The sequence below is a fragment of the Streptomyces sp. M92 genome, assembly GCF_028473745.1.
In the GTDB taxonomy this organism is placed as follows: Bacteria; Actinomycetota; Actinomycetes; order Streptomycetales; family Streptomycetaceae; genus Streptomyces.
In genome coordinates this window covers 414,929-439,176 of the sequence record NZ_CP101137.1, presented here as the reverse complement: position 1 = coordinate 439,176, position 24,248 = coordinate 414,929, and the positions used below count along the sequence as shown (strand labels likewise).

The window sequence follows — 24,248 nt, the reverse complement described above, 5'->3', positions numbered from 1 at the left end:
TCGTTCCCCGTCCGACGGCGATCACCTACGTAACGTTTTGCCTGGATTGTCGTTCGTTCTCTTCCTCGCGCGTCGGGAGCCGCCCATGTCCGCACCGCCCGTCCCCTCGGCGCCGCCTCCCGTGCCCCCGGTCCCTCCCTTCCCCGGTTACGGGCCGCACCGTGCGGACTGCCCCTGGTGCGGGTCCCGGCGGCTGCGTTCCCGTCTGTTGGGCCAGGGGCCGCGGCGGGCCGCACCCGGTCGCTGCGTGCTCGAGCGTTGTCTGGCGTGCGGGCACGGGTTCCGCAATCCGCCGCTCGAGCCGGGGCCCGAGCACCCGCTCGTCCGGGCCGGCGTCCGCCTCCGGCACGGAGCGGCCGCCCGCGCGGTGTTCCGCCGCTGCCCGGAGCCCGAGAGCTGGCTGGACGTGGGCACCGGCGACGCCGACTTCCCTCACGCCGCACGGGCCTGTTTCCCGTACACGTCCTTCGACGGCCTGGACCCCACGCACCGGGTGCTGCGGGCCCGTGCCGTCGAGCGGGTCGAGGAGGCGTTCGTCGGCAGGCTGACGGACCCGCACATCCAGGCGCGGCTGCGGGGCCGCTACGACGTGGTGAGCCTCTTTCAGCAGCTGGAGCGGGTGCCCGACCCGCGTGCCGAACTGCGGGCCGCGCTGCACGTGCTGCGGCCCGGCGGTCACCTGCTCGTCGACGTGGCGGACCCGCGGCGGCTGCTCGTCCGTCCGGCGGGCGTGCGCGCTGAACTGGCCGGACTGGGCTGCACCGTGCTCACCGGCGCGCGGAGCCGGCGCGTCGTCGCGCGCAAGGGGCCCGGCTCACCCGCGTAGGACGAGGGCCTGGCCCGCCACCACCAGCAGCACCTGCTCGCACTCGTGCGCGAAGGCGGCGTTCAGGCGGCCGAGTTCGTCCCGGTAGCGGCGGCCGGAGGCGGTGGCCGGGACGATGCCGGAGCCGACCTCGTTCGACACGGCGACGACCGTGCGCCGGGTGGCGCGCACCGCCTCCGCCAGGTCCCGCACCCGGTCGCGCAGGGCCCGTTCGCCGCCGTCGGCCCACTCCGCGTCGTCCCAGGCCCCCACGGCGTCCATCGCGTCCGTCAGCCACAGGGACAGGCAGTCGACGAGGAGGGGCGCTCCGTCGTCCTTGAGGAGCGGGACCAGGTCGCAGGTCTCCACCGTGCGCCAGGAGCCCGGGCGCCGCTCGCGGTGCGCGCGGACCCGGGCCGCCCACTCCGTGTCGCCGCCCCGGGAGCCGCCCGTCGCGACGTACAGCACCTCCGGGAACGACTCCAGCCGGCGTTCGGCCTCCACCGACTTGCCCGAACGGGCGCCGCCCAGCACGAGGGTGCGGCGCGGTACGTCGGGTACGTCCTCGTAGGCGCCCACCACCAGCGTCGTGCCGTCCCGCACGGCCCGTGCCCCGGCCGCCGCGAGACGGCGGACGAGCTCCCGGCCCGGCGGCACGTCGTGGCCCAGGTGGACGGCGACGACGTCCGTGGCCGCGCCGACCGCGCCCACCGCGCGCAGCCTCGCCAGGGCGTCCGGGCGGCCCACGACGTCCACGAGGACCATGTCGTACGGTTCGGCGGGCTCCTCCAGGCCCGCCGGAGCACCGCCCGGCGGCAGGTAGAGGAGCCGCTGTCCGTCCGGTCCCGTCACGGCGTACCCGGTGCCCGGCGCGTCCATCGCCACCGCCCGCACCCGGTGCCCGGTCAGCAGCGCCAGCTCCCGGCCGTCCGGCACCCGGCCCGGCTGCGGCAGCCCGGCGGGCACCTCCAGCGCCGGCCCGTCGTGCGGGTGCGACAGCAGCACCTGGCGTACGCCGGTCAGGGAGTGCCCGGCGCGTGCGGCGGCGAACGCGGCGCCCGGGGTGAGGTCCAGCAGCAGGGCCCCGTCCACCAGCAGCGCGGTCGCCGCGCGCGCGTTCTCGCCCTGGGCGGCGGCACAGGCCGCACAGGGGCAGTCGGGGCGGGGCAGGCCCGCGGGGGCACCGGTGCCGAGCAGAGTCACGTCCACGCCCCGATTTTCCCCGGTGGGGCGGCGGGGTGCGCGCCCGAGGCCCCATAAGGGGGCGGGGTCTGTCTCCCGGGCCTGCTACGACGCGGTCGGCTCAGCGCATAGGCTGCGGGCGGAGGCCGGACCAAGATCCGGCTTCCGCTCTGCATGTGCTCACATCTGGGAGGCGTACATGGCGGCATGGACGTGGCGGTTCGAGACGGCCGGCGGGACTGAGGTCCGGCCCGCGGTGCAGCCCGAGGAGTTCACCACGCAAGGGGACGCCGAGTCCTGGATCGGGGAGCACTGGAAGGAACTCCAGGAGGGCGGCACCGACCAGGTGCGGCTGTTCGAGGACTCCACGGAGATCTACGGGCCGATGAGCCTGCACGCCGAGGACGCCGAGGACGCCGAGGACGCCGCGGAACCGGCGGAGGGCTGAGCGCCGGGGCGGGTCCGGTCCGGCCGGCCCCGCCCCTCACTGCTCGCCCAGGGTCACCTCGGCGGTGCGCTCGTCGCCGTCGCGGGTGTACGTCACCTTCGTCCGGTCGCCCGGCTGCATCGACGCCAGCGCCTCGGCCAGGGAGGTGATGGTGGTGATGTCCGTGTCGCCCAGCCGGACGATGACGTCGCCGGGCCGCAGCCCCGCGTCGTCGGCGGCCCCGCCGTCGCTCACCTCGACGACGGCCACGCCCGCGGGCCGGTAGCCGTCGTCGACGACCGTGCGGGCGGTGATGCCGAGCGCCGCCCGTCCCGAGTCGGTCACCCGGCCGTCCTCGATGATCTGGTCGGCGACCGTCCTCACCATCGACGACGGGATGGCGAACCCGATTCCGGGCGCCGCGCTGTCGCTCATGCCCGGGTCGGTCGCGGCCAGCGTCGGGATGCCGATCACCTCGCTGTCGAGGTTCACCAGGGCGCCGCCGCTGTTGCCGGGGTTGATGGCCGCCGACGTCTGCACCATGTTGCCGATCGTCGCGCCCGTGCCGCCGCCCTGGCGGCCCTCGGTGACGGTCCGTCCGACCGCCGACACGATGCCCTGCGTCACGCTGGAGGACAGGCCCAGCGGCGAGCCCATCGCCAGCACGATCTGCCCGACCGCCGCCTTCGAGGAGTCGCCGAAGCGGGCCGCCTCGATGCCCTCGGGCAGCCGGTCCAGCTTGATGACGGCGAGGTCCTGCTCGGGGTAGGAGGAGACCAGCTCGGCGGCGAGGGCCTCCTCCGTGCGGGCGGTCGTCACCCGGAAGGCCCTGCTGTCCCCGACGACGTGCGCGTTGGTGACGATGTGCCCCTTGTCGTCGTACACGACGCCGGATCCCAGGGAGTCGCCCGCCTGGATCTGCACGACCGACGGGAGGACGTCCTCGATCACCCGCTGGTAGTCGGCCTGGAGGTCGTTGGCCGCGGCCGGCGCGGCGGCCTGCGCCGTGTCGCCCTCCCGCCCGCCGGGAGGGGCGGGGGCGGCGCCCGTGCAGCCGGTGACGAACAGCGACGCGCAGGCCAGGAGGGCGGCCGGGGCGAGCAGCCTGGGCGGGCGGGTGCGGGAAGCGTCCATGCCCCGAGTCTCGTCGCGCGGTGGCGGCCCGGCTCCCGGAGGACACCCGAACGGGCGCCCCTGTCGGACAGGCCTTGGACAGGGCCTGTCCGACCATTCCCGTCTGCCGCGCGACGCCATGCACGCACTCTCGCCGCACCGGCCCCGGACGCGGGTACGGCCAGTACGCGGGTCTGGGACCGGCACCCCCCAGCCTCCGGCCGGGGGGACCTCCAGAGCACGCACCTGACGCCGCGCGGCCGCCCTTCGGGCGACGACGGGCATTGTCGGACGGGCCCTAGCCCCGCACCCCGCACAGGTGCAGCAGCGCCGCGACGCCGCGGTACGGGTCGGTGCGGCCCGCCCGCTCCTCCGCCGCCAGCAGCGTCTCCAGGTCGGCCGGGGGCGTGGCGCCGTCGGGGGCCGTGTCCGTGAAGACCCGGACGCCGTACCAGGTGTGCAGCGGGGCGCCGATGCCCGCGAGCTTCGCCGTCAGCGTCGCCAGCCGATCCGCGCGGACGTGCAGGCCGAGGCGGTTGGTGTACTCGACGGTGTCGAAGGCGGCCAGGGCACCCGCCCAGTCGCCGTACAGGCCGGGGCGCAGCGCGAGCGCGTCGCCGTTGCGCACCAGGAGGGACAGCAGTCCGCCCGGGGCGAGCATCCGGGCCAGCCCCGCGAGCAGCGGGTCGGGCTCCTCGACGTACATGAGCACGCCGTGGCACAGCACCACGTCGAAGCTGCCGGGCAGGAAGTGGACGCCGGTGTCCCGGCCGTCGCCCTCGACGATCCGCATCCGCTCCCGGATGCCCTCGGGCTGCCCGGCCAGCGCTTCCCGCGCCGCGGCGATCATCGTCGCGTCCCGCTCCACCCCGGTCACCTGGTGCCCGGCCCGTGCCAGCCGCAGCGCCTGGGTGCCCTGGCCCATACCGACGTCGAGGACCCGCAGCCGCTTGCCCACCGGGAAGCGGCCGACTATCTGCTCGTCGAGCTGCCGGGCCACCAGCTCCTGCCGTACGACGTCCCGCAGAGCCCCCAGCCCGTCCAGCCAGGCATCCGCCGCGTCCCCGGCGAACGGCGTCGTGCTCAGGGCCGCTCCCCGCGCTTGACCTGGGGCTTGGGCAGCCGGAGCCGGCGCATCTGGAGCGAGCGCATCAGCGCGTAGGCCACCGCGCCGCGCCTGCGGTCGTCGGGGAAGCGCTCGGCGAGGCGCTTCTTCAGCCGGAAGCCGGTGACGATCGAGTCGAGCACGATCAGCACGATCACGACCAGCCACATCAGCAGCGCGGCGTTCTGCAGCGCGGGCACCCGGATCATGCTCAGCACGAGGATGATCACGGCCATCGGCAGGAAGTACTCCGCGATGTTGAACCGCGAGTCGACGAAGTCGCGCGCGAACTTGCGGACCGGGCCCTTGTCGCGGGCCGGCAGGTACCGCTCGTCACCGCTGGCCAGCGCCTCGCGCTGCTTGGCCAGCGCGGTCCGGCGCTCCTCGCGCTGGCGCTTGGCGGCCTCCTTGCGCGTCATCGGCGTATTGGCGACGCTGCGGCGCTGGGACTGGGCCACGCTGCGCTTGGGTGTCGGCCGGCCCTTGGGGGCCTGCGGGTCACGGGGCTGATTGGAGTCGGTCACCGGCGCGCTGACGGCGCTCTGGGCCTTCTCATCCTTGGCACGGCTACGGAACACAAAACCCAAGGGTACGGGGTTCGGGGGTGTGGACCCCAGTCCGGTGGGGAACGATCCGGCAACGCCGGTCGTCTGTAAAGGGACGGAGGGGACGTTGCGTACCGCCCCGGACAGCGGGGCATTACGGACAACCCGGGGACCACCTACTCCCTACGCCGGACCGGAGGAGTACGCAGTCGTCCTTGGGGATGAGCGCATCCGTCCCCGAACAGTGCGGTAATGGATGCAGGGCCCGTACTGTGGGTTCTGTCGCAGGTGCTGGAGCTGGAGTCGGTCAGAAGGGGGCGCGCGAAGCCCATGAGCGGTGTCATGAAGCGTATGGGGATGATCTTCCGCGCGAAGGCCAACAAGGCCCTGGACCGGGCCGAGGACCCGCGCGAGACCCTCGATTACTCGTACCAGAAGCAGCTTGAGCTGCTCCAGAAGGTGCGCCGCGGCGTCGCCGACGTGGCGACCAGCCGCAAGCGGCTGGAGCTCCAGCTCAACCAGCTCCAGTCCCAGTCGTCGAAGCTGGAGGACCAGGGCCGCAAGGCGCTCGCGCTGGGCCGCGAGGACCTGGCCCGCGAGGCGCTCTCCCGCCGCGCGGCCCTCCAGCAGCAGGTGACCGACCTGGAGACCCAGCACGCCACCCTCCAGGGCGAGGAGGAGAAGCTCACCCTTGCGGCCCAGCGGCTCCAGGCCAAGGTGGACGCCTTCCGCACCAAGAAGGAGACCATCAAGGCCACCTACACCGCCGCCCAGGCGCAGACCCGCATCGGGGAGGCGTTCTCCGGCATCTCCGAGGAGATGGGCGACGTGGGCCTGGCCATCCAGCGCGCCGAGGACAAGACCGCCCAGCTCCAGGCCCGGGCCGGCGCCATCGACGAGCTGCTCGCCTCCGGCGCGCTGGACGACCAGTCCGGCATGCACAAGGACGACATCCAGGCCGAGCTGGAACGGCTCTCCGGTGGTACGGATGTAGAGCTGGAGCTGCAGCGGATGAAGGCCGAGCTGGCCGGAGGCTCCACCTCGGACCGGCAGGCCCTCGAGGGCGGTCAGGGCCAGGGGCAGCAGCAGGACCGGCAGCAGCCGCAGGACACCCCGCGCTTCGACAAGCAGTAGGCCACGCCTAGGAGGGCGACATGATCGTACGGATCATGGGGGAGGGACAGCTGACGCTGGCCGACGGCCGGCTCGCCGAGCTGAACAAGCTGGACGACGAACTCCAGGCCGAGATGGAGGGCGGCGACGGCCCCGGTTTCCGCGCGACCCTCCAGGCCCTCCTGGCCAAGGTGCGGGAGCTGGGGGAGCCCGTCCCGGACGACTTCCTGGAGCCGTCCGACCTCATCCTCCCGTCCCCGGACGCGACCCTGGAGGAGGTCCGCGAGCTGCTGAGCGACGACGGTCTCATTCCGGACGGCGCGTAGGTTTTCCAGCCCGTCCTGGGGCCCCGCTCGAGCGAAGCCGAGAGTGGGGGAGTTCGAGGACGAGGCCGTCCGGGCCGAAGCGTGGGCCTGGGGGGGTGCCGCCCCCAGCAGTCGCCCACTCACGCAGGCCCACTCATAAGACGCGCCCACTCCGGCTACCGTAAAAAACCATGCGCCCCCTCGCCCGCGCCCGCTGCACCCTCGGCGCCCACCCTTCCGCACTGGACGCCGCCCTCGCGGCGGCCGTCCTGGTGTGCATGGTCGCCGGCTCCTTCGTGGACCCCCACGGGCCCGAGGGCGTCAGCTGGGCCCTGCGCACCCCCGACGTGCTCAGCCTCGTCCTCATGGCCGTCGGTGCCGCCGCGCTGGTCTTCCGGCGCCGGGCCCCGCTGGTGGTCCTCGCGGTCACCGGCTGCGTCTCCGTGGTCGAGAGCGTCACCGGCGACCCCCGCGCCCCCGTCGTCATGTCCGCCGTGCTCGCGCTCTTCACGGTCGCCGCCTCCACCGACCGCCCCACCACGTGGCGGGTCGGCCTGCTCACCATGACCGTGCTGACCGGCGCCGCCATGCTGGCCGGACCGCTGCCCTGGTACGCGCAGGAGAACCTCGCCGTCTTCGCCTGGACCGGCATCGGTGCCAGCGCCGGGGACGCGGTCCGCAGCCGGCGCGCCTTCGTCCAGGCCATCCGGGACCGGGCCGAGAAGGCCGAGCGCACCCGGGAGGAGGAGGCCCGCCGCCGGGTCGCCGAGGAGCGGCTGCGCATCGCCCGCGACCTGCACGACGTGGTCGCCCACCACATCGCCCTGGTCAACGTGCAGGCCGGGGTCGCCGCGCACGTCATGGACAAACGGCCCGACCAGGCCAAGGAGGCCCTGGCCCACGTACGGACGGCCAGCCGCTCCGCACTCGACGAGCTGCGCGCCACCGTCGGCCTGCTCCGCCAGTCCGGCGACCCGGAGGCTCCGACCGAGCCCGCCCCCGGCCTGGACCGCCTCGACGAACTCGTCGCCACCTTCCACCACGCCGGACTGCACGTGGAGGTGGCCCGCACCGACCAGGGCACCGACCTGCCCGCCGCGGTCGACCTGGCCGCGTACCGCATCATCCAGGAGGCGCTGACCAACGTGCAGAAGCACGCGGGGACGCGGGCGAAGGCCGAGGTCAGCGTCGTGCGGGTGGGAACGGACATCGAGGTCACGGTGCTCGACGACGGGACCGGCGGCAGTACCGCCGAGACCGCCGCGCCGGTCGGCGGCGGGCACGGCCTGCTCGGTATGCGCGAGCGCGTCACCGCCGTGCGCGGCACCCTCACCACCGGTCCCCGGTACGGGGGCGGTTTCCGCGTCCATGCGATCCTTCCGGTCAGGAACCGCACCGACGCCGCCACCGATGCAGCAAAGGACCCCGCATGACGATCCGTGTCCTGCTCGCCGACGACCAGGCACTGCTGCGCAGCGCCTTCAGGGTGCTGGTCGACTCCGAGCCCGACATGGAGGTGGTGGGGGAGGCGTCCGACGGCGCGGAGGCGGCCCGGCTGGCCGCCGAACGGCGGGCCGACGTGGTGCTGATGGACATCCGGATGCCCGGCACGGACGGCCTGGCGGCCACCCGCATGATCAGCGCCGACCCGTCCCTCGCCCACGTCCGCGTGGTCATACTGACCACCTTCGAGGTCGACGACTACGTGGTGCAGTCGCTGCGCGCGGGCGCCTCCGGCTTCCTCGGCAAGGGCTCCGAACCCGACGAGCTGCTCAGCGCGATCCGGGTCGCGGCCGGCGGCGAGGCGCTGCTGTCGCCGACCGCCACCAAGGGACTGATCGCCCGCTTCCTCGCCCAGGAGGGCACCGGGGACGGCGCGGAGCGCGACCCGGCCCGCGCCGAGCGGCTGGAGTCGCTGACCGTGCGCGAGCGCGAGGTGCTGGTCCAGGTCGCCGGGGGACTGTCCAACGACGAGATCGCCGAGCGGCTGGAGGTCAGCCCGCTCACCGTGAAGACGCACGTGAACCGGGCGATGGCCAAGCTGGGCGCCCGCGACCGCGCCCAGCTCGTCGTCACCGCCTACGAGTCCGGGCTGGTACGTCCAAGGGTGGAGTGACCCGGAGCCGGGCGTACTGCGGCCGGAGTAGGCGCGGGACAAGGAAATGGACCTGGGGCCTAGGGAACCGGGATCACTCGTGGACCAGGGTGTCGGTGTGGGCGTACCGATGTGCCCCGCCCCCTCCGCTCGGCCACAGAAGAGAGACCCTGATCCATGTCCTGGCTGTCGAGATTCAGCCTCGCACAACGGGCCCTGATAGGCCTGATGTCGATCGTCGCGCTCGTCTTCGGCGCGATCGCCGTCCCCCAGCTCAAGCAGCAGCTGCTGCCCACCATCGAACTGCCCATGGTCTCCGTGCTCGCGCCGTACCGGGGCGCCTCGCCGGACGTGGTCGAGAAGCAGGTCGTCGAGCCGATCGAGGACAGTCTCGAAGCGGTCGACGGGATCTCGGGCATCACCTCGACGGCCAGTGAGGGCAACGCCGTCATCATGGCGTCCTTCGACTACGGCAACGGCACCCAGCAGCTCGTCGCCGACGTCCAGCAGGCCGTCAACCGGGCCCGCGCCCAGCTCCCGGACGACGTGGACCCGCAGGTCGTCTCCGGCTCGACGGACGACATCCCGACCGTCGTCCTCGCCGTCACCTCGGACAAGGACCAGCAGGCCCTGGCCGACCAGCTGGACAAGACGGTCGTCACCGAACTGAAGGACATCGACGGCGTCGCCCAGGTGATGGTCGACGGCGTCCGCGACGTCCAGGTCACCGTCACCCCGGACCCGGCGAAGCTCGCGAAGGCCGGCGTCACCCCGCAGGCCCTCGCCCAGTCCCTCCAGGCCGGCGGCGCGACCGTCCCGGCGGGCTCCTTCGACGAGGCCGGCGCCAACCGCACCGTCCAGGTCGGCGGCGGCTACACCTCGCTGAAGCAGATCCAGGACCTCATGGTCACCGGCGAGGGCGTCGACAAGCCCGTCCGCCTCGCCGACGTCGCCACCGTCGAGGAGGAGGAGGCCAGGGCCGACTCCCTCACCCGCACCAACGGCGAACCGAGCCTCGCCGTCGCCGTCACCATGGACCACGACGGCAGCGCGGTCGCCATCTCCGACGCCGTCGAGGACAAGCTCCCCGAACTGCGCGAGCAGCTCGGTTCCGGCGCGACGCTCACCGTCGTCAGCGACCAGGGCCCGGCGGTCTCCAAGGCCATCGAGGGCCTGACCACCGAGGGCGCCCTCGGCCTGGTCTTCGCCGTCGTGATCATCCTGGTCTTCCTGGCGTCCGTCCGCTCCACCCTGGTCACCGCGGTCTCCATCCCGCTGTCGGTGGTGCTCGCGCTGATCGTGCTGTGGACCCGCGACCTGTCGCTGAACATGCTGACGCTGGGCGCGCTCACCATCGCCATCGGCCGGGTCGTCGACGACTCGATCGTGGTCCTGGAGAACATCAAGCGGCACCTCGGCTACGGCGAGGAGCGCCAGGAGGCCATCCTCAAGGCGGTCCGCGAGGTCGCCGGAGCGGTCACCTCCTCCACGCTCACCACGGTCGCCGTCTTCCTGCCGATCGGCCTGGTCGGCGGCATGGTGGGCGAGCTGTTCGGCTCCTTCAGCCTGACCGTCACCGCGGCGCTGCTCGCCTCCCTGCTGGTGTCGCTCACGGTCGTCCCGGTGCTGTCGTACTGGTTCCTGCGCCCGCCGAAGGGCACCCCCGACGACGCGGCCGAGGCCCGCCGCCTGGCCGAGGAGAAGGAGGCCGGGAGCCGCCTCCAGCGCTTCTACGTCCCCGTCCTGCGCTTCGCCACCCGCCGCCGCGTCACCAGCGTGGCCATCGCGGTCGTCGTGCTGCTCGGCACGTTCGGCATGGCGCCGCTGCTGAAGACCAACTTCTTCGACCAGGGCGAGCAGAAGGTCCTCAGCATCAAGCAGGAGCTGAAGCCCGGCACCAGCCTGGGCGCGACGAACGCGCAGGCCGAGAAGGTCGAGAAGCTGCTCGGCGACACCGAGGGCGTCAAGGACTTCCAGGTCACCGTCGGCTCGTCCGGCTTCATGGCCGCCTTCGGCGGCGGCACGGACACCAACCAGGCCTCGTACCAGATCATGCTGGAGGACTCGGCCGACTCCGAGGACGTCCAGGACCACATCGAGGACGGGCTCGCGAAGCTCGACGGCATCGGCACCACCACGGTCGCCGCCGGTGACGGCTTCGCCTCCCAGGACCTGAGCGTCGTCGTGAAGGCGGCCGACGCGCAGGTGCTGCGCGAGGCGTCCGAGGAGGTCCGCAAGACCGTCGCCGGGCTCGACGACGTCACCGACGTCACCAGCGACCTGGCGCAGAGCGTGCCGCGCATCTCGGTCAAGGCCGACGCGCGTGCCGCCGAGGCCGGCTTCGACGACCAGACGCTCGGCGCGGCCGTCGCCCAGGCGGTGCGCGGCACCCCGGCCGCCAAGGCGACCCTGGACGACACCGAGCGCGACGTCGTGATCCGCTCCGGCCGGCCGGTCACGACGATGGCTGAGCTGAAGGCCCTGAACCTGGGCCCGGTCAAGCTCGGTGACATCGCCACCGTGCGGCTGGTGGACGGACCGGTGTCGATGACCCGCATCGACGGTCAGCGCGCGGCGACCATCACCGCCAAGCCGACCGGCGACAACACCGGCGCGGTGGGCACGGAACTCCAGTCGAAGATCAACGCGCTGGACCTGCCGGCCGGGGCCACGGCAGAGATCGGCGGCGTCACCGCCGACCAGGACGAGGCGTTCGTCAACCTGGGCCTGGCCATGCTCGCGGCGATCGCGATCGTGTTCATGCTGCTGGTGGGCACCTTCCGGTCGCTGGCCCAGCCGCTGATCCTGCTGGTGTCCATCCCGTTCGCGGCGACCGGCGCGATCGGCCTGCTGCTCGCCACCGGCACCCCGATGGGCGTTCCGGCGATGATCGGCATGCTGATGCTGATCGGCATCGTGGTCACCAACGCGATCGTGCTGATCGACCTGATCAACCAGTACCGGAGGCAGGGCTACGGCGTCGTGGAGGCCGTGATCGAGGGTGGCCGGCACCGTCTGCGCCCGATCCTCATGACGGCCCTGGCGACGATCTTCGCCCTCCTCCCGATGGCGCTGGGCGTCACCGGCGAGGGCGGCTTCATCGCCCAGCCGCTGGCGGTGGTGGTGATCGGCGGTCTGATCACCTCGACGCTGCTGACGCTGCTCCTCGTCCCGACGCTCTACGCGATGCTGGAGCTCCGCAAGGAGCGGCGCGCGAAGAAGCGGGCGGCCAAGAAGGGCCTGCCCGAGCAGCCGAAGCCCTCGGAGGAACCGGAGCCGGCCCAGGTCTGACACCCGCCGGTACGGCCAAGGGGCGCCCCCGTGGAGTCACCACGGGGGCGCCCGGTTTGTCAGTGCCGTGCGCTTCACTGATGGCCATGGAGCTCACGCAAGCGACCGTCAACGACCTGCTGGCCCGGCTCGGCCCGGGGCCCAGGCACCTCCGCCTGCCGGACGAAGTCGACCCCCAGGACCTGACCGACCTCCTCGGCGACCGGTTCGGGGCCCCGCGCACCCTCGTCCTCGACGGCTTCACCGATCCGACGGTCGACGAGTCGTCGGGCGCGGCACTCCTCGTCCCCTTCGAGGGGCGGGCGATGACGATACGGGCGTGGGCGTACGGCGACCAGTGGGTCGGGGCGGGTACGGCGCGGGACGCCGAGGGGGTCGAGCGGCCGGTGCTGGCGGTCGCCCGCCGGCGGGTGCCGCAGCCCTTGGCCGTCGCTCCGGGCGAGGACGTCGACTGGGTGGAGCGGCTGGCGGCGATCACCGGCTGGACCCGGCCCGCCCGGCGACCGGACACGGACTGGACGGAGACCGAGTCCCGCCTGGGCACCGCGCTGCCGGCCGACTACAAGCGCATGGTCGAGACGTTCGGCGACGGTGCCTTCGACGCGTATCTGGGCCTCTTCCAGGAGCCGTGGGCGGACCGCGGGGACGGCGGTCCACTCGTCTGGGCGGGCACCGAGCACGAGGACCGGTACGGCTGGAGGGCCGACGGCGACGACCCCGACGGCTGGCCCGTCCTGGTCCGCTCCTTCGACGGCGAGGACCTCGTCTTCGACTGCGGGGCCGCGGAGTTCGTCTGCCGCGTCCTCGTCGACCCCCGCCACCCGTACACGATGGCCCGCTATTTCGACACCCACTGGTTCATGAGCTACCGGGAGGCCGGCTGACCGGACCCCGCCGTGCGACCCTCAGTGCTCGCAGAGGGAGAACTCCCGCTCGTAGACCTGCTCGTTGTGCTCGTCGACGAAGAACTTGCGCTCCCTCATGAGCTCTTCGCGGTGGCCCCTGGCCTCTTCGAGCGTCATGGTCGAGGTGTCGGCCCAGGGCTGCTGCGGCGGCACGTCGGAGGTCGAGACGATCCGCTCCGACGGGTCGATCAGGAAGAACGCCAGGATCTTGCGGTGGCCCGGGCGGGTGGGGTCCGCGAGGCGGAACTCACCGACGCGGTGCTGCAGGACGTTCGGGAACGCCAGGCAGCGGCCCGCCGGGGTCGACGCCGACCCCAGCACCTGGTTCAGCGCGTCCTCGTTCTCCAGGCCGTAGACGTCGCGCATGCCGTTGTCGTCGTTCTGCTCGTAGTGCGGGTCGTCGAGCGCCGTGCGGAAGCTCAGCCGGCTCTCGGTGATGTTCTCGCTGTCCCAGTAGTAGATGCCGGTCGAGACGATCCGCTCGTTCAGCATGCCCTCGACGTGCCAGGAGCCGCCGGCGTACTCGGGCCGGTCCGGGGTGAGGTGGATGGTGGCGAGCTTGACGACGACCTGGAGCCGGCGGCCGCGCAGGTCGACGCGTGCCGACTCGCCGGGCACCTCGGGCGCGGTGAACTCCGGGGCGTCCGGGACGGTCGGACGGCGGTTCTCCCACCAGTCGTCGCTGGCCTCCTCCCAGGCCTCCATGGCCTCCTCGTAGGCCGCCTCGTCGCTGAAGGAGTCCTCCTCCGGTTCCTCCGGCTCCTGCGACTCGTCGTACCACCCGTAGGGATCGGCCTCGATCCGCAGGGGACGCGGATGGCGCAGGTCGGTGAGTACGTTCTCCAGCAGCGGGCGCATGCGCGCGAACAGGTCGGGCAGGACGGACGCCAGTTCGCGGTGGTCCTCGGGGTGGACGTTGTTGACGTACGAACGGAAGCTGACGTCGCCGTCGTGGCTGACGTCCACGTCCGTGGGCAGCCACTGGAACTTCTCCGAGAACTCGTACTTCGAGTAGCGGTCCGTCGGGTTCCGCCAGGCCCGCTCGGGCTCGCCGCTCACCCCCCGGACCAGGCAGAAGAGGGAGGGATGGACCAGGTCCAGTACCTGGCCGCCGGACCCGGGGTGCCAGTCCCGCTCTTCCTCGGGGACCTCCTCCAGGACCCGGACCGCCTCGGCCAGCCGGGAGCGGAGCCCGTCGTCGATCAGTGTGTCCGACTGCCACACACCGTCGACGGCGGACACCTCGACGCCGGTCCGGTCGTCCCGCAGCGCGGCGTAGTGCGCGAGTTCGGCGAGCACGTAACGGACCTGCGCCTCGGTCAGGCCCTGGGCCGTCGCCTCCCGCGTCCACCTGGCGACGATGTCGGGGTCGTTCATCTTGTCGGACCACCCCGGCTTCGACCGGATGTGGGCGCTGCACCGGATCATCTCCAGTTCCCGCAGCGTCCGGGGCTTGTCGGACCGTATGGAGCGGGTCGAGTCGAAGGGCAGGGGGAAAGCGGGCAGGCCGGTCAAAGCTCTGGATCCTCCCAGTCGGTGTGCGGGCGGCGGGAAGCCTACGGCAGCGCACTGACAGCGCGACCGCGGGCTTTCGCCCGCCCGCTCGCCCGGACCGACCGGGTTACGGCAGCGCCAGCATCCGCTCCAGCGCCAGCTTCGCGAACGCCTCCGTCTCCTTGTCCACCTCGATGCGGTTGACCAGGGTGCCCTCGGCCAGCGACTCCAGCGCCCAGACCAGGTGCGGGAGGTCGATGCGGTTCATCGTCGAGCAGAAGCAGACCGTCTTGTCGAGGAAGACGATCTCCTTGTCCTCCGCGGCGAAACGGTTCGCCAGCCGGCGGACCAGGTTCAGCTCGGTGCCGATCGCCCACTTGGAACCGGCCGGCGCCGCCTCCAGGGCCTTGATGATGTACTCGGTCGAGCCGACGTAGTCCGCCGCCGCGACGACCTCGTGCTTGCACTCGGGGTGCACCAGGACGTTCACGCCCGGTATGCGCGCACGCACGTCGTTGACCGAGTCGAGGCTGAAGCGGCCGTGCACCGAGCAGTGCCCGCGCCACAGGATCATCTTCGCGCCGCGCAGCTCCTCCGCCGTCAGCCCGCCGTTCGGCCGGTGCGGGTTGTAGACGACGCAGTCGTCCAGCGACATGCCCATGTCCCGCACCGCGGTGTTGCGGCCCAGGTGCTGGTCGGGCAGGAACAGCACCTTCTCGCCCTGCTCGAACGCCCAGTCCAGGGCGCGCTTGGCGTTGGACGAGGTGCAGATGGTGCCGCCGTGCTTACCGGTGAACGCCTTGATGTCCGCGGAGGAGTTCATGTACGAGACGGGCACGACCTGCTCGGCGATGCCGGCCTCGGTCAGCACGTCCCAGCACTCGGCGACCTGCTCGGCCGTCGCCATGTCCGCCATGGAGCAGCCGGCGGCCAGGTCGGGCAGGACCACCTTCTGGTCGTCCGAGGTCAGGATGTCGGCCGACTCCGCCATGAAGTGCACACCGCAGAAGACGATGTACTCGGCCTCCGGACGCGCGGCCGCGTCCCGGGCCAGCTTGAAGGAGTCCCCCGTGACGTCCGCGAACTGGATGACCTCGTCGCGCTGGTAGTGGTGACCGAGCACGAAGACCTTGTCCCCGAGCTTCTCCTTGGCCGCGCGGGCACGCGCGACCAGGTCCGGGTCGGAGGGCGAGGGCAGGTCGCCGGGGCAGTCCACGCCGCGCTCGCTCGTCGGGTCGGCCTCACGGCCGAGCAGCAGCAGGGCGAGGGGCGTCGGCTGTACGTCGAGCTCCTGGGTTTGGGCGGTGGTCACGACACGCACCCTTTCTACTTTTCGTCGAACTGACGCTATATATCATAACCTGTTCACGTCACTTTGACGATGCCCATAGTGTCGGTGTGACGTGAATCCCGGCGCCCGAGGCGCTGACCGCTCCCCGGGGCGTGTGCGAGCATGAAGGGACGAGCCGAGGAGAAAGACACGGCCCCGGCCCGGAATGAATACGCGGCCCCGTCGGTTGGAACCGTCGGCAAGCAGTCTCCGTACAACCCGGGAGAGATGTAGATGTCCGTATCGGACGAGACCACCACCGTCACCGACGGCATCATCCTGACCGACGCCGCCGCGGCCAAGGTCAAGGCCCTGCTCGACCAGGAAGGCCGTGACGACCTGGCGCTGCGCGTCGCCGTCCAGCCCGGCGGCTGCTCCGGCCTGCGCTACCAGCTCTTCTTCGACGAGCGCTCGCTCGACGGCGACGTGGTGAAGGACTTCGACGGCGTCAAGGTCACCACCGACCGCATGAGCGCCCCGTACCTGGGCGGCGCCACCATCGACTTCGTGGACACGATCGAGAAGCAGGGCTTCACGATCGACAACCCGAACGCGACGGGCTCCTGCGCCTGCGGCGACTCCTTCAGCTGAGCCGCGCGGCGCCGGCCGACGGCGTATGCGAAAGGGGCGGTGGCCCGGGACACCCCGGGCCACCGCCCCTTTCCGGCTCCTTGCGCGGTCACCGGCCCCCGGACGGCACCGGCAGTCGCGCGCCCGGCTTGTGCACCGGGATCTCCTCGCCGTCCGACCCCACGACCTTCCGGTCGCCCAGCGGCTCGTCGAGCGGCACCGTCCGCGCGTACTCCTTGGCGATCAGGATGCAGACCTTCTCCGGGTGCGGTGTCTCGGTCACGGTGACCGTCACCTTTGCCTCGCTCTCCTTCGCCGTCGCCTCGTAGTCGGAGCAGACCCCGCCCGTGAAGTGCACGGTCAGCTCCCCGTCCGCGGCCGTGTAGCCCCGCACCTCCACGTCCCGCTGCTCGCCGCCCGGCGCCGAGGACGGCTCGTCGGACGGGGCGGGGGCCGCGGTGGTCAGGTACTTCGGGTCGACGGCCGGGTAGGTGACCGTGACGGCGTCGTCCGCGCCCGGCGCCTCCACCTCGAAGAGCCAGGACGGCACCAGCGTCTGCCGCCCCTCGACCGGGTGCGCGGCCAGCCCGAACACCGCCTCCTCGACCGTCACCGCCTGCTTCTCCGGCTTCCCGGGCGTGCCCGTGGGCAGCTCGCAGGGCGTGTCCGCGCCGTCCCCGTGCGGTACGGGGCTCGCGCAGCCGCCGATGCCGGCGCCCGGAGCGCGGCCCGGCGCGTTCAGCAGCGCCAGCGTCTCCTCGGCACCCAGGACGGGGTACGTGTCCCCCTTGACCGGTTCCTTCACCTGCCCGCTGCCGCCGACCACGTCGCCCCGCGCCCCGACGACCACACCGGTCGTCCAGCCGTACGTGGGCAGCCCGCCGACCTCGGGTTCGGCGTTCACGGCCCGCCGGGCGCCCATGACCTGGCCGGCGTCCAGCTCGGCGTCGTCCTGGCCCAGCGCCTTCAGCACCGGCGCCGCCGCCTTCTTCGCCGCCGCCTCGCTCACCGGATCGCCCGCCCCGTCGGCGGACGGGGCCTTGCACACGGCGCCCTTCTTGCAGTCGTCCGTGCCCGGCGTGTAGCGGTGGAAGGTCCAGGTGCCCGGCGCCTGCCTGCTCACGGTGAGCAGCGGCCCGGAGCCGTCCCTGGCGTTGCCGGCCTTCCACGCGTCGCCCCGCACCCGCGGCGCCCCCTCGATGCCGAGCGCCTTCGCCAGGCGGGCCACCTCCTCCTCGGTGACCTCGCCCTCGGCCCGGTAGACGGGCGCCGAGCCGGGTCCCTCGGGGAGCGGGCCGTCGGCGCGGTAGGTGACGCCGTTCGGGTTCGGCTCGCCGGGCGCGACGCCGTTCGTACCGTCCCGGGCGCCCTCGCCGCCCGCGGAAGGCGCGCCGTAGCCGTCCAGGGCGAGGGGTGGGGGAGTGCCGTCGCCCGACGCGCCGGACGACGTACCTCCGCCGTCCTGGCCGCCGCCGGACGCGGACGTGGCCAGGTACGCCCCGCCGGTCCCGACCAACAGCACGGTGGCGGCGACGGACGCGACGGCGAGGGCCGGGGGACGCCGCCGTGCGGAACGCCCGGTGCCGGCCTCGTCGGCGGCGGTGGCGTCGTCGTTGTCGGGTCGCTCGGTGTTCACCGCATCGCTCCTTCGGCTGTTACTGGGGACAGCGATGGGACGCGGTGGAGGAGGATCCGGTTCCCGGTGTCCTCAGTCGCCGTAGTCGGACATCGCGTCCAGCAGCCTGGCCGACGTCTGCGGCACCCGCACGCCGTGGATCAGTGAGAGGGGGACCGGACGGGTGGACACCTCGACCGGAACCTCCCGCCAGCGCGGGGCCATCCGGGCGCAGTCGCCGCGCAGCGACGCCAGGTCGCCGTCCAGGTCGGCCGGGGCGGGGTCGGCGGTCCTCGGGTTCGTCATAACAGAACCGTAGGCACGTTCCGGACCGTGGAGAAAGTCGTACTACCGGGTAGTTTCGCCTGCTTCGGCCAGGCGGCAGTCCCGGGTAGCGTGAACTGTCAACCCGCCTCCCTTCAGGAGAGAGTCCACGCCGTGCGCATCGCAGTCACCGGCTCCATCGCCACCGACCACCTCATGACCTTCCCCGGCCGATTCTCCGACCAGCTCGTCGCGGACCAGTTGCACACGGTCTCGCTCTCCTTCCTGGTCGACCAGCTCGACGTACGCCGGGGCGGCGTCGCCGCGAACATCGCCTTCGGCATGGGCCAGCTCGGCACCCGGCCGATCCTGGTCGGCGCGGCCGGCTCCGACTTCGCCGAGTACCGGGCCTGGCTGGACCGGCACGGCGTCGACACCGGCTCGGTCCGCATCTCCGAGACCCTGCACACCGCCCGCTTCGTCTGCACCACCGACGCCGACCACAACCAGATCGGCTCCTTCTACACCGGTGCGATGAGCGAGGCCCGCCTCATCGAGCTCAAGACCGTCGCCGACCGCGTGGGCGGCCTCGACCTGGTCTCCATCGGCGCCGACGACCCGGAGGCGATGCTCCGGCACACCGAGGAGTGCAGGACGCGGTCCATCCCCTTCGCCGCGGACTTCTCCCAGCAGATCGCCCGGATGAACGGCGACGAGATCCGGATACTGCTGGACGGGGCGACCTACCTCTTCTCCAACGAGTACGAGAAGGGGCTCATCGAGACCAAGACCGGCTGGACGGACGAGGAGATCCTCGGCCGCGTCGGCCACCGCGTCACCACCCTCGGCGCGCGGGGCGTGCGCATCGAGCGGTCCGGCGAGGAGACCATCGAGGTCGGCGTCCCGGACGAGGAGCGCAAGGCCGACCCGACGGGCGTCGGCGACGCCTTCCGGGCCGGGTTCCTGTCGGGACTGGCGTGGGGGGTTTCGCTGGAGCGGGCGGCGCAGGTGGGGTGCATGCTGGCGACTCTCGTCATCGAGACGGTGGGGACGCAGGAGTACCAGCTGCGGCGCGGGCACTTCATGGAGCGGTTCACGAAGGCGTACGGGGACGAGGCGGCCGGGGAGGTTCAGGCGCACCTGGGCTGAGTCGTCGGGTGCGGGGGCGTGGGGGCTGACCGCGCCCACGCGGCTGAGCCGCAGACCGACACAGCCCCGCGCCCCTTGAGGCGCGTCAGCCGACCCGGCGGACCAGGTAGGCCGTTCCCTTTTCCGCCTTCTCCTCGCCCACGTACTCCTGTCCCCGCATCTCGCACCAGGCCGGAATGTCCAGACGGGCCGCCCCGTCGTCGGAGAGGACGCGGACCGTGGCGCCGACGGGGACGTCGCCGATGACCTTGGCGAGTTCGATCACCGGAACGGGGCAGCGCCGGCCGATCGCGTCCACGACGAGGTCGCCCCCGGTCCGCGGGGTGGCCTCCGTGGCCGCCGGCGCCCCCAGCTTCTCCCGCACGGCGGCCACCGTGCCCGGCAGCACCTCCAGGAACCGCTCGACGTCCTCGGCCGGTGTCCCCGGGGGCAGGGACACCCGGACGTTGCCCTCGCTGAGCACCCCCATGGCCTTCAGGACGTGGCTCGGCGCCAGGGTGCTGCTGGTGCAGGACGACCCGGAGGAGACCGAGAAGCCCGCACGGTCGAGCTCGTGCAGCAGGGTCTCCCCGTCGACATAGAGACAGGAGAAGGTGACGACGCCGGGCAGCCGGCGCTCCGGGTCGCCGACGACCTCAACGTCCGGCACCAGACCCGGCACCCGGGCCCGGATCCGCTCCGTCAGCTCCCGCAGCCGGACCGCCTCCGCGGCCGCCTCGGCGCGCACCGCCCGCAGCGACGCCGCCGCGGCCACGATCGCCGGCAGGTTCTCGAAACCGGGCGACCGCCCCGACTCCCGCTCGTCCCCGGCCCCTTGCGGCGCGAACCGCACCCCCTTCCGTACGACGAGCAGCCCGACCCCGGACGGCCCGCCCCACTTGTGCGCGCTGCCCGCGAGCAGCGACCAGTCACCCGCGACCTTCCCCCACCCCAGCGACTGCGCCGCGTCCACCAGCAGCGGCACGCCCGCCGCCCGGCACGCCTCGGCCACCTCCGCCACCGGCTGCTCGGTGCCCACCTCGTGGTTGGCCGACTGGAGGCAGGCCAGCGCGGTGCCGTCGCGCAGGGCGTCCGCGTACGCCGCCGGGTCCACGGCGCCCGTCCGGTCCACGGGAACCCGCGTGACCGACCCGCCGCCGGCCTCGTGCACCTCGGCCGCGTGCAGTACGGAGGAGTGTTCGACCGCTGACACGATCAGGTGGGACCCGGCGCGACGCCGCCCGGCCAGCGCCCCGGCCACCCCCGAATGGACCGCCCGTGTCCCCGAAGGGGTGAACACCAACTCGTCCGCCCGGCACCCCACGGCCTCAGCGGCCGCCTCCCGGGCAGCGTCGAGCAGCATCCGCGCCCGCCGCCCTTCCCGGTACAGCCGCGCGGGATCGGCCCACCCTTCATCGAGCGAGGCCTGAAGGGCCTGCCGGGCAACGGGATGCAGAGGAACGGCGGAAGCAGCGTCGAAGTAGGCCACACGGCAACGCTATGACGTCCGGCGGGGAAGCGCCGAGCAGGGGCGCGGGGCCGTGCTCGACATGCGGCTCCGCCGCGTGGGCGCGACCAGCCGCAACGCACCGTCAGCCGCCGACGAACCCCCAGCTCGCACCCCCGCGGGCGCCCCCGTCCCACCCTTTCAGGGTGCCCCCCGGCGCGTATGCCACCCTCCCCGCGACCCCTCGGAGAGCGTCGGCTAGGGTTTGGTCCGCATAAACATCAAACCCCTGCCCGACGCAGGGCGGCGACCGACCAGCGAGAAGGCAGGCCGCAGCCAACCGCGCGGGCGAGACTCTCGGGAAGGCGCTACGTGAGTCCCAACGGCTCCGACCGCTCGCCGCGGCGCCCGATGCGGCGGAAGCTGCTGCAGGCACTGACCGCGGGCCTGGTCCTGGCGACCGCCACCGGTTGCACATACGAGGACTTCCCCCGCCTCGGCATGCCCACCCCAACCACGGAAGAGGCTCCGCGGATCCTCTCCCTGTGGCAGGGCTCCTGGGCAGCCGCGCTGGCCACCGGCGTGCTGGTGTGGGGCCTGATCCTGTGGAGTTGCTTCTTCCACCGGCGCAGCCGCACCAAGGTCGAGGTTCCTCCGCAGAACCGGTACAACATGCCCATCGAGGCGCTGTACACCATCGTCCCGCTCCTCATCGTCTCGGTGCTGTTCTACTTCACCGCCCGTGACGAGTCCGAGCTCCTGGAGCTCGAGAAGAAGCCCGACGTCACGGTCAACGTGGTCGGCTTCCAGTGGAGCTGGTGCTTCAACTACGTCGAGAACGTCGAAGGTTCCACCGGCGACGCCAGGAAGTCCAAGGAACTGGCCGCGATCCCGGACCGGTTCGCGGAGGACTTCCCCGCGAACGCCGGCGGTGCCTACGACTGCGGTGTCCCGGGGACGCGGAACCCGCAGACCGACAACCCCGGCCCGACCCTCTGGCTCCCCAAGGGCAAGAAGGTCCGCTTCGTCCTGACCTCGCGTGACGTCATCCACTCCTTCTGGGTGGTGCCGTTCCTCATGAAGCAGGACGTCATTCCGGGCCACACCAACGCCTTCGAGGTGACCCCCAACAAGGAGGGCACCTTCCTGGGCAAGTGCGCCGAGCTGTGCGGCGTGGACCACTCCCGGATGCTGTTCAACGTCAAGGTCGTCTCCCCGGAGCGCTACGAGCAGCACCTCCAGGACCTCGCGAAGAAGGGGCAGACCGGTTACGTTCCCGCGGGCATCGCGCAGACGAGCCACGAGAAGAACCGGGAGACGAACAACCTGTGAGCATCCTCAATGAACCCCAGGGTGCCGCGGCAGGGTCCCACTACGAGGACGAACTGCCGGTCCGGCGCCAGAGGCGTGGCGAGATCGTGGTGAAGTGGCTGACGACCACCGACCACAAGACGATCGGCACGCTGTACCTGGTGACGTCGTTCGCGTTCTTCGTGATCGGCGGCGTGATGGCGCTGCTCATGCGCGCCGAGCTGGCCCGTCCGGGCCTGCAGATCATGTCGAACGAGCAGTTCAACCAGTCGTTCACGATGCACGGCACGATCATGCTGCTGATGTTCGCGACGCCGCTGTTCGCCGGCTTCGCGAACTGGATCATGCCGCTGCAGATCGGCGCGCCGGACGTGGCCTTCCCGCGGCTGAACATGTTCGCCTACTGGCTGTACCTGTTCGGCTCGCTGATCGCGGTGGGCGGCTTCCTCACCCCGCAGGGCGCGGCCGACTTCGGCTGGTTCGCCTACTCGCCGCTGTCCGACGCGGTGCACTCGCCGGGCATCGGCGGCGACCTGTGGATCATGGGTCTGGCCTTCTCCGGCTTCGGCACCATCCTCGGCTCGGTCAACTTCATCACCACGATCATCTGCATGCGCGCGCCCGGCATGACCATGTTCCGCATGCCGATCTTCACCTGGAACGTGCTGCTGACCGGTGTGCTGGTCCTGCTGGCCTTCCCGGTCCTGGCCGCGGCCCTGTTCGCGCTGGAGGCGGACCGCAAGTTCGGTGCGCACATCTTCGACCCGGCCAACGGCGGAGCCCTGCTGTGGCAGCACCTCTTCTGGTTCTTCGGACACCCAGAGGTGTACATCATCGCGCTGCCGTTCTTCGGCATCGTCAGTGAGATCATCCCGGTGTTCTCCCGGAAGCCGATCTTCGGCTACATGGGCCTGATCGCCGCGACGATCGCCATCGCCGGTCTGTCGGTGACGGTGTGGGCGCACCACATGTACGTCACGGGCGGCGTTCTCCTGCCGTTCTTCTCGTTCATGACCTTCCTGATCGCGGTCCCGACCGGTGTGAAGTTCTTCAACTGGATCGGCACCATGTGGAAGGGATCGCTCAGCTTCGAGACACCGATGCTGTGGTCCACCGGCTTCCTGATCACCTTCCTCTTCGGCGGTCTGACCGGTGTCATCTTGGCCTCGCCGCCGCTGGACTTCCACGTCTCGGACTCGTACTTCGTGGTGGCGCACTTCCACTACGTGGTGTTCGGCACCGTGGTGTTCGCGATGTTCGCCGGCTTCCACTTCTGGTGGCCGAAGTTCACCGGCAAGCTGCTGGACGAGCGCCTGGGCAAGATCACCTTCTGGACGCTGTTCATCGGCTTCCACGGCACCTTCCTGGTCCAGCACTGGCTGGGCGCCGAGGGCATGCCGCGCCGGTACGCCGACTACCTGGACGCCGACGGCTTCACCGCGCTGAACACGATCTCGACGATCAGCTCGTTCCTGCTCGGCATGTCGCTGCTGCCGTTCTTCTACAACATCTGGAAGACGGCCAAGTACGGCAAGCCGGTCAACGTGGACGACCCGTGGGGCTACGGCCGTTCGCTGGAGTGGGCGACCTCCTGCCCGCCGCCGCGGCACAACTTCCTCACCCTGCCGCGCATCCGCAGTGAATCCCCCGCCTTCGACCTGCACCACCCGGAGGTCTCGGCGATCGACCAGCTCGAGAACGTCGGTCACGGTGAGAAGACCCTCGCCGGCGGCAAGGAGGCCGGCAAGTGAAGATCCAGGGACAGCTCTTCATCTGGCTGAGCGTCTTCATCCTGGCCGTCGCGATCGTCTACGGCTACTGGTCGATGGAGCCGGCCGGCACCACGGCCCTCTTCCTGGCCTTCGGCCTGGCCCTCATGATCGGCTTCTACCTGGCCTTCACGGCCAAGCGGGTCGACGCCGGGGCCCAGGACAACAAGGAAGCGGACGTCGCGGACGACGCCGGCGAGGTCGGGTTCTTCAGCCCGCACAGCTGGCAGCCGCTGGCGCTCGGCATCGGCGGGGCGCTCGCCTTCCTGAGCATCGCGCTGGGCTGGTGGCTGATGTACTTCTCAGCCCCGGTCATCCTCATCGGCCTGTTCGGCTGGGTCTTCGAGTACTACCGCGGTGAGAACCGCACCCAGTAGCACGCGCCGCGCGCCGAGGGGCCCGGACACTCCGTCAGGAGCGTCCGGGCCCCTTCG

The 24,248-nt window shown here is 71.9% G+C and carries 22 protein-coding genes; 13 read left to right on the top strand and 9 right to left on the bottom strand.

Annotation, left to right across the window (positions count from 1 at the left end):
* The first annotated feature begins 247 nt into the window (after positions 1–247).
* On the top strand, positions 248–826 hold the full coding sequence (locus M6G08_RS01995; protein ID WP_272585456.1) for a class I SAM-dependent methyltransferase: 579 nt from the start codon (positions 248–250) through the stop codon (positions 824–826).
* Here the strand turns inward: M6G08_RS01995 and M6G08_RS01990 are convergent.
* On the bottom strand, positions 815–2,014 hold the full coding sequence (locus M6G08_RS01990) for a bifunctional adenosylcobinamide kinase/adenosylcobinamide-phosphate guanylyltransferase (protein ID WP_272585455.1): 1,200 nt from the start codon (positions 2,012–2,014) through the stop codon (positions 815–817). The two genes, M6G08_RS01995 and M6G08_RS01990, sit on opposite strands and share 12 nt — an antisense overlap.
* Positions 2,015–2,186: 172 nt before the next feature.
* Here M6G08_RS01990 and M6G08_RS01985 point away from each other — a divergent pair, with 172 nt between their 5' ends.
* Positions 2,187–2,435 (top strand): hypothetical protein, encoded by a 249-nt coding sequence (locus M6G08_RS01985; protein WP_272585454.1) that lies wholly within the window; start codon positions 2,187–2,189, stop codon positions 2,433–2,435.
* Between the two features lie 36 nt (positions 2,436–2,471).
* On the opposite strand, the gene M6G08_RS01980 is transcribed toward M6G08_RS01985, so the two are convergent.
* The 3 genes from M6G08_RS01980 to M6G08_RS01970 all read right to left on the bottom strand — a co-directional run bounded on the left by M6G08_RS01980 (position 2,472) and on the right by M6G08_RS01970 (position 5,249).
* Positions 2,472–3,548, bottom strand: coding sequence for a S1C family serine protease (locus tag M6G08_RS01980; RefSeq protein WP_272585453.1), 1,077 nt, complete (start codon positions 3,546–3,548; stop codon positions 2,472–2,474).
* Positions 3,549–3,825: 277 nt separating this feature from the next.
* Positions 3,826–4,527 carry a class I SAM-dependent methyltransferase gene (locus tag M6G08_RS01975; protein WP_272585452.1) on the bottom strand — a complete coding sequence of 234 codons (702 nt, stop codon included), beginning with the start codon at positions 4,525–4,527 and terminating at the stop codon, positions 3,826–3,828.
* A gap of 83 nt (positions 4,528–4,610) precedes the next feature.
* Positions 4,611–5,249 (bottom strand): DUF3043 domain-containing protein, encoded by a 639-nt coding sequence (locus tag M6G08_RS01970; RefSeq protein WP_272591232.1) that lies wholly within the window; start codon positions 5,247–5,249, stop codon positions 4,611–4,613.
* Between the two features lie 270 nt (positions 5,250–5,519).
* On the opposite strand from M6G08_RS01970, the gene M6G08_RS01965 reads away from it, so the two are divergent.
* From M6G08_RS01965 to M6G08_RS01940, 6 genes are all read left to right on the top strand, one after another.
* A complete protein-coding gene (locus tag M6G08_RS01965) occupies positions 5,520–6,311 on the top strand; it encodes a PspA/IM30 family protein (protein WP_272585451.1) in 792 nt (263 codons plus the stop codon).
* 20 nt (positions 6,312–6,331) lie between these two features.
* Positions 6,332–6,616 carry a PspA-associated protein PspAA gene (gene pspAA, locus M6G08_RS01960; RefSeq protein ID WP_272585450.1) on the top strand — a complete coding sequence of 95 codons (285 nt, stop codon included), beginning with the start codon at positions 6,332–6,334 and terminating at the stop codon, positions 6,614–6,616.
* A gap of 170 nt (positions 6,617–6,786) precedes the next feature.
* On the top strand, positions 6,787–8,028 hold the full coding sequence (locus tag M6G08_RS01955; protein WP_272585449.1) for a sensor histidine kinase: 1,242 nt from the start codon (positions 6,787–6,789) through the stop codon (positions 8,026–8,028).
* On the top strand, positions 8,025–8,711 hold the full coding sequence (locus M6G08_RS01950) for a response regulator (RefSeq protein ID WP_272585448.1): 687 nt from the start codon (positions 8,025–8,027) through the stop codon (positions 8,709–8,711). The genes M6G08_RS01955 and M6G08_RS01950 overlap by 4 nt, the downstream gene beginning before the upstream one ends.
* A 156-nt stretch (positions 8,712–8,867) precedes the next feature.
* Positions 8,868–11,981 carry an efflux RND transporter permease subunit gene (locus M6G08_RS01945; RefSeq protein ID WP_272585447.1) on the top strand — a complete coding sequence of 1,038 codons (3,114 nt, stop codon included), beginning with the start codon at positions 8,868–8,870 and terminating at the stop codon, positions 11,979–11,981.
* Positions 11,982–12,067: 86 nt separating this feature from the next.
* Positions 12,068–12,865 (top strand): SMI1/KNR4 family protein, encoded by a 798-nt coding sequence (locus tag M6G08_RS01940; RefSeq protein WP_272585446.1) that lies wholly within the window; start codon positions 12,068–12,070, stop codon positions 12,863–12,865.
* Between the two features lie 21 nt (positions 12,866–12,886).
* On the opposite strand, the gene M6G08_RS01935 is transcribed toward M6G08_RS01940, so the two are convergent.
* Both M6G08_RS01935 and nadA read right to left on the bottom strand, forming a co-directional pair.
* Positions 12,887–14,401: a DUF4246 domain-containing protein gene (locus tag M6G08_RS01935; RefSeq protein ID WP_272585445.1), complete on the bottom strand. Its 1,515-nt coding sequence runs from the start codon at positions 14,399–14,401 to the stop codon at positions 12,887–12,889.
* A 106-nt stretch (positions 14,402–14,507) separates the two neighbouring features.
* Positions 14,508–15,692 (bottom strand): quinolinate synthase NadA, encoded by a 1,185-nt coding sequence (nadA, locus tag M6G08_RS01930; protein WP_272585444.1) that lies wholly within the window; start codon positions 15,690–15,692, stop codon positions 14,508–14,510.
* A gap of 252 nt (positions 15,693–15,944) precedes the next feature.
* Between nadA and M6G08_RS01925 the strand changes: the two genes are divergently transcribed.
* The gene (locus M6G08_RS01925; RefSeq protein WP_043373791.1) at positions 15,945–16,301 is read left to right on the top strand and encodes an iron-sulfur cluster assembly accessory protein; all 357 of its coding nucleotides are present in this window, start codon (positions 15,945–15,947) and stop codon (positions 16,299–16,301) included.
* 88 nt (positions 16,302–16,389) lie between these two features.
* On the opposite strand, the gene M6G08_RS01920 is transcribed toward M6G08_RS01925, so the two are convergent.
* Positions 16,390–17,916 (bottom strand): hypothetical protein, encoded by a 1,527-nt coding sequence (locus M6G08_RS01920; protein ID WP_272585443.1) that lies wholly within the window; start codon positions 17,914–17,916, stop codon positions 16,390–16,392.
* 72 nt (positions 17,917–17,988) lie between these two features.
* Entirely contained in the window at positions 17,989–18,201 is a 213-nt protein-coding gene (locus M6G08_RS01915; RefSeq protein WP_272585442.1) for a hypothetical protein, read from the bottom strand.
* 132 nt (positions 18,202–18,333) lie between these two features.
* Here M6G08_RS01915 and M6G08_RS01910 point away from each other — a divergent pair, with 132 nt between their 5' ends.
* Positions 18,334–19,308, top strand: coding sequence for a carbohydrate kinase family protein (locus M6G08_RS01910; protein ID WP_272585441.1), 975 nt, complete (start codon positions 18,334–18,336; stop codon positions 19,306–19,308).
* Positions 19,309–19,393: 85 nt separating this feature from the next.
* Here M6G08_RS01910 and M6G08_RS01905 read toward each other — a convergent pair whose 3' ends face one another.
* Positions 19,394–20,776, bottom strand: a complete 1,383-nt coding sequence (locus M6G08_RS01905) for a cysteine desulfurase/sulfurtransferase TusA family protein (protein WP_272585440.1) — start codon at positions 20,774–20,776, stop codon at positions 19,394–19,396.
* Between the two features lie 330 nt (positions 20,777–21,106).
* Here M6G08_RS01905 and ctaC point away from each other — a divergent pair, with 330 nt between their 5' ends.
* The 3 genes from ctaC to ctaF are packed head-to-tail and all read left to right on the top strand — an operon-like array spanning position 21,107 to position 24,191.
* Entirely contained in the window at positions 21,107–22,066 is a 960-nt protein-coding gene (ctaC, locus tag M6G08_RS01900; RefSeq protein WP_272585439.1) for an aa3-type cytochrome oxidase subunit II, read from the top strand.
* Positions 22,063–23,796, top strand: a complete 1,734-nt coding sequence (gene ctaD / locus M6G08_RS01895; protein ID WP_272585438.1) for an aa3-type cytochrome oxidase subunit I — start codon at positions 22,063–22,065, stop codon at positions 23,794–23,796. The genes ctaC and ctaD overlap by 4 nt, the downstream gene beginning before the upstream one ends.
* Entirely contained in the window at positions 23,793–24,191 is a 399-nt protein-coding gene (gene ctaF, locus M6G08_RS01890; RefSeq protein ID WP_073722160.1) for a cytochrome c oxidase subunit 4, read from the top strand. The genes ctaD and ctaF overlap by 4 nt, the downstream gene beginning before the upstream one ends.
* The last annotated feature ends 57 nt before the right edge of the window (positions 24,192–24,248 follow it).

Excerpts from the sequence above, each read along its gene's own strand:
- M6G08_RS01955 (WP_272585449.1), top strand. The coding sequence starts at position 6,787 with ATGCGCCCCCTCGCCCGCGCCCGCTGCACCCTCGGCGCCCACCCTTCC.
- M6G08_RS01985 (WP_272585454.1), top strand. The coding sequence starts at position 2,187 with ATGGCGGCATGGACGTGGCGGTTCGAGACGGCCGGCGGGACTGAGGTC.
- M6G08_RS01925 (WP_043373791.1), top strand. The coding sequence starts at position 15,945 with ATGTCCGTATCGGACGAGACCACCACCGTCACCGACGGCATCATCCTG.
- M6G08_RS01945 (WP_272585447.1), top strand. The coding sequence starts at position 8,868 with ATGTCCTGGCTGTCGAGATTCAGCCTCGCACAACGGGCCCTGATAGGC.
- pspAA (WP_272585450.1), top strand. The coding sequence starts at position 6,332 with ATGATCGTACGGATCATGGGGGAGGGACAGCTGACGCTGGCCGACGGC.
- M6G08_RS01940 (WP_272585446.1), top strand. The coding sequence starts at position 12,068 with ATGGAGCTCACGCAAGCGACCGTCAACGACCTGCTGGCCCGGCTCGGC.
- M6G08_RS01950 (WP_272585448.1), top strand. The coding sequence starts at position 8,025 with ATGACGATCCGTGTCCTGCTCGCCGACGACCAGGCACTGCTGCGCAGC.
- M6G08_RS01965 (WP_272585451.1), top strand. The coding sequence starts at position 5,520 with ATGAAGCGTATGGGGATGATCTTCCGCGCGAAGGCCAACAAGGCCCTG.
- M6G08_RS01980 (WP_272585453.1), bottom strand. The coding sequence starts at position 3,548 with ATGGACGCTTCCCGCACCCGCCCGCCCAGGCTGCTCGCCCCGGCCGCC.
- M6G08_RS01915 (WP_272585442.1), bottom strand. The coding sequence starts at position 18,201 with ATGACGAACCCGAGGACCGCCGACCCCGCCCCGGCCGACCTGGACGGC.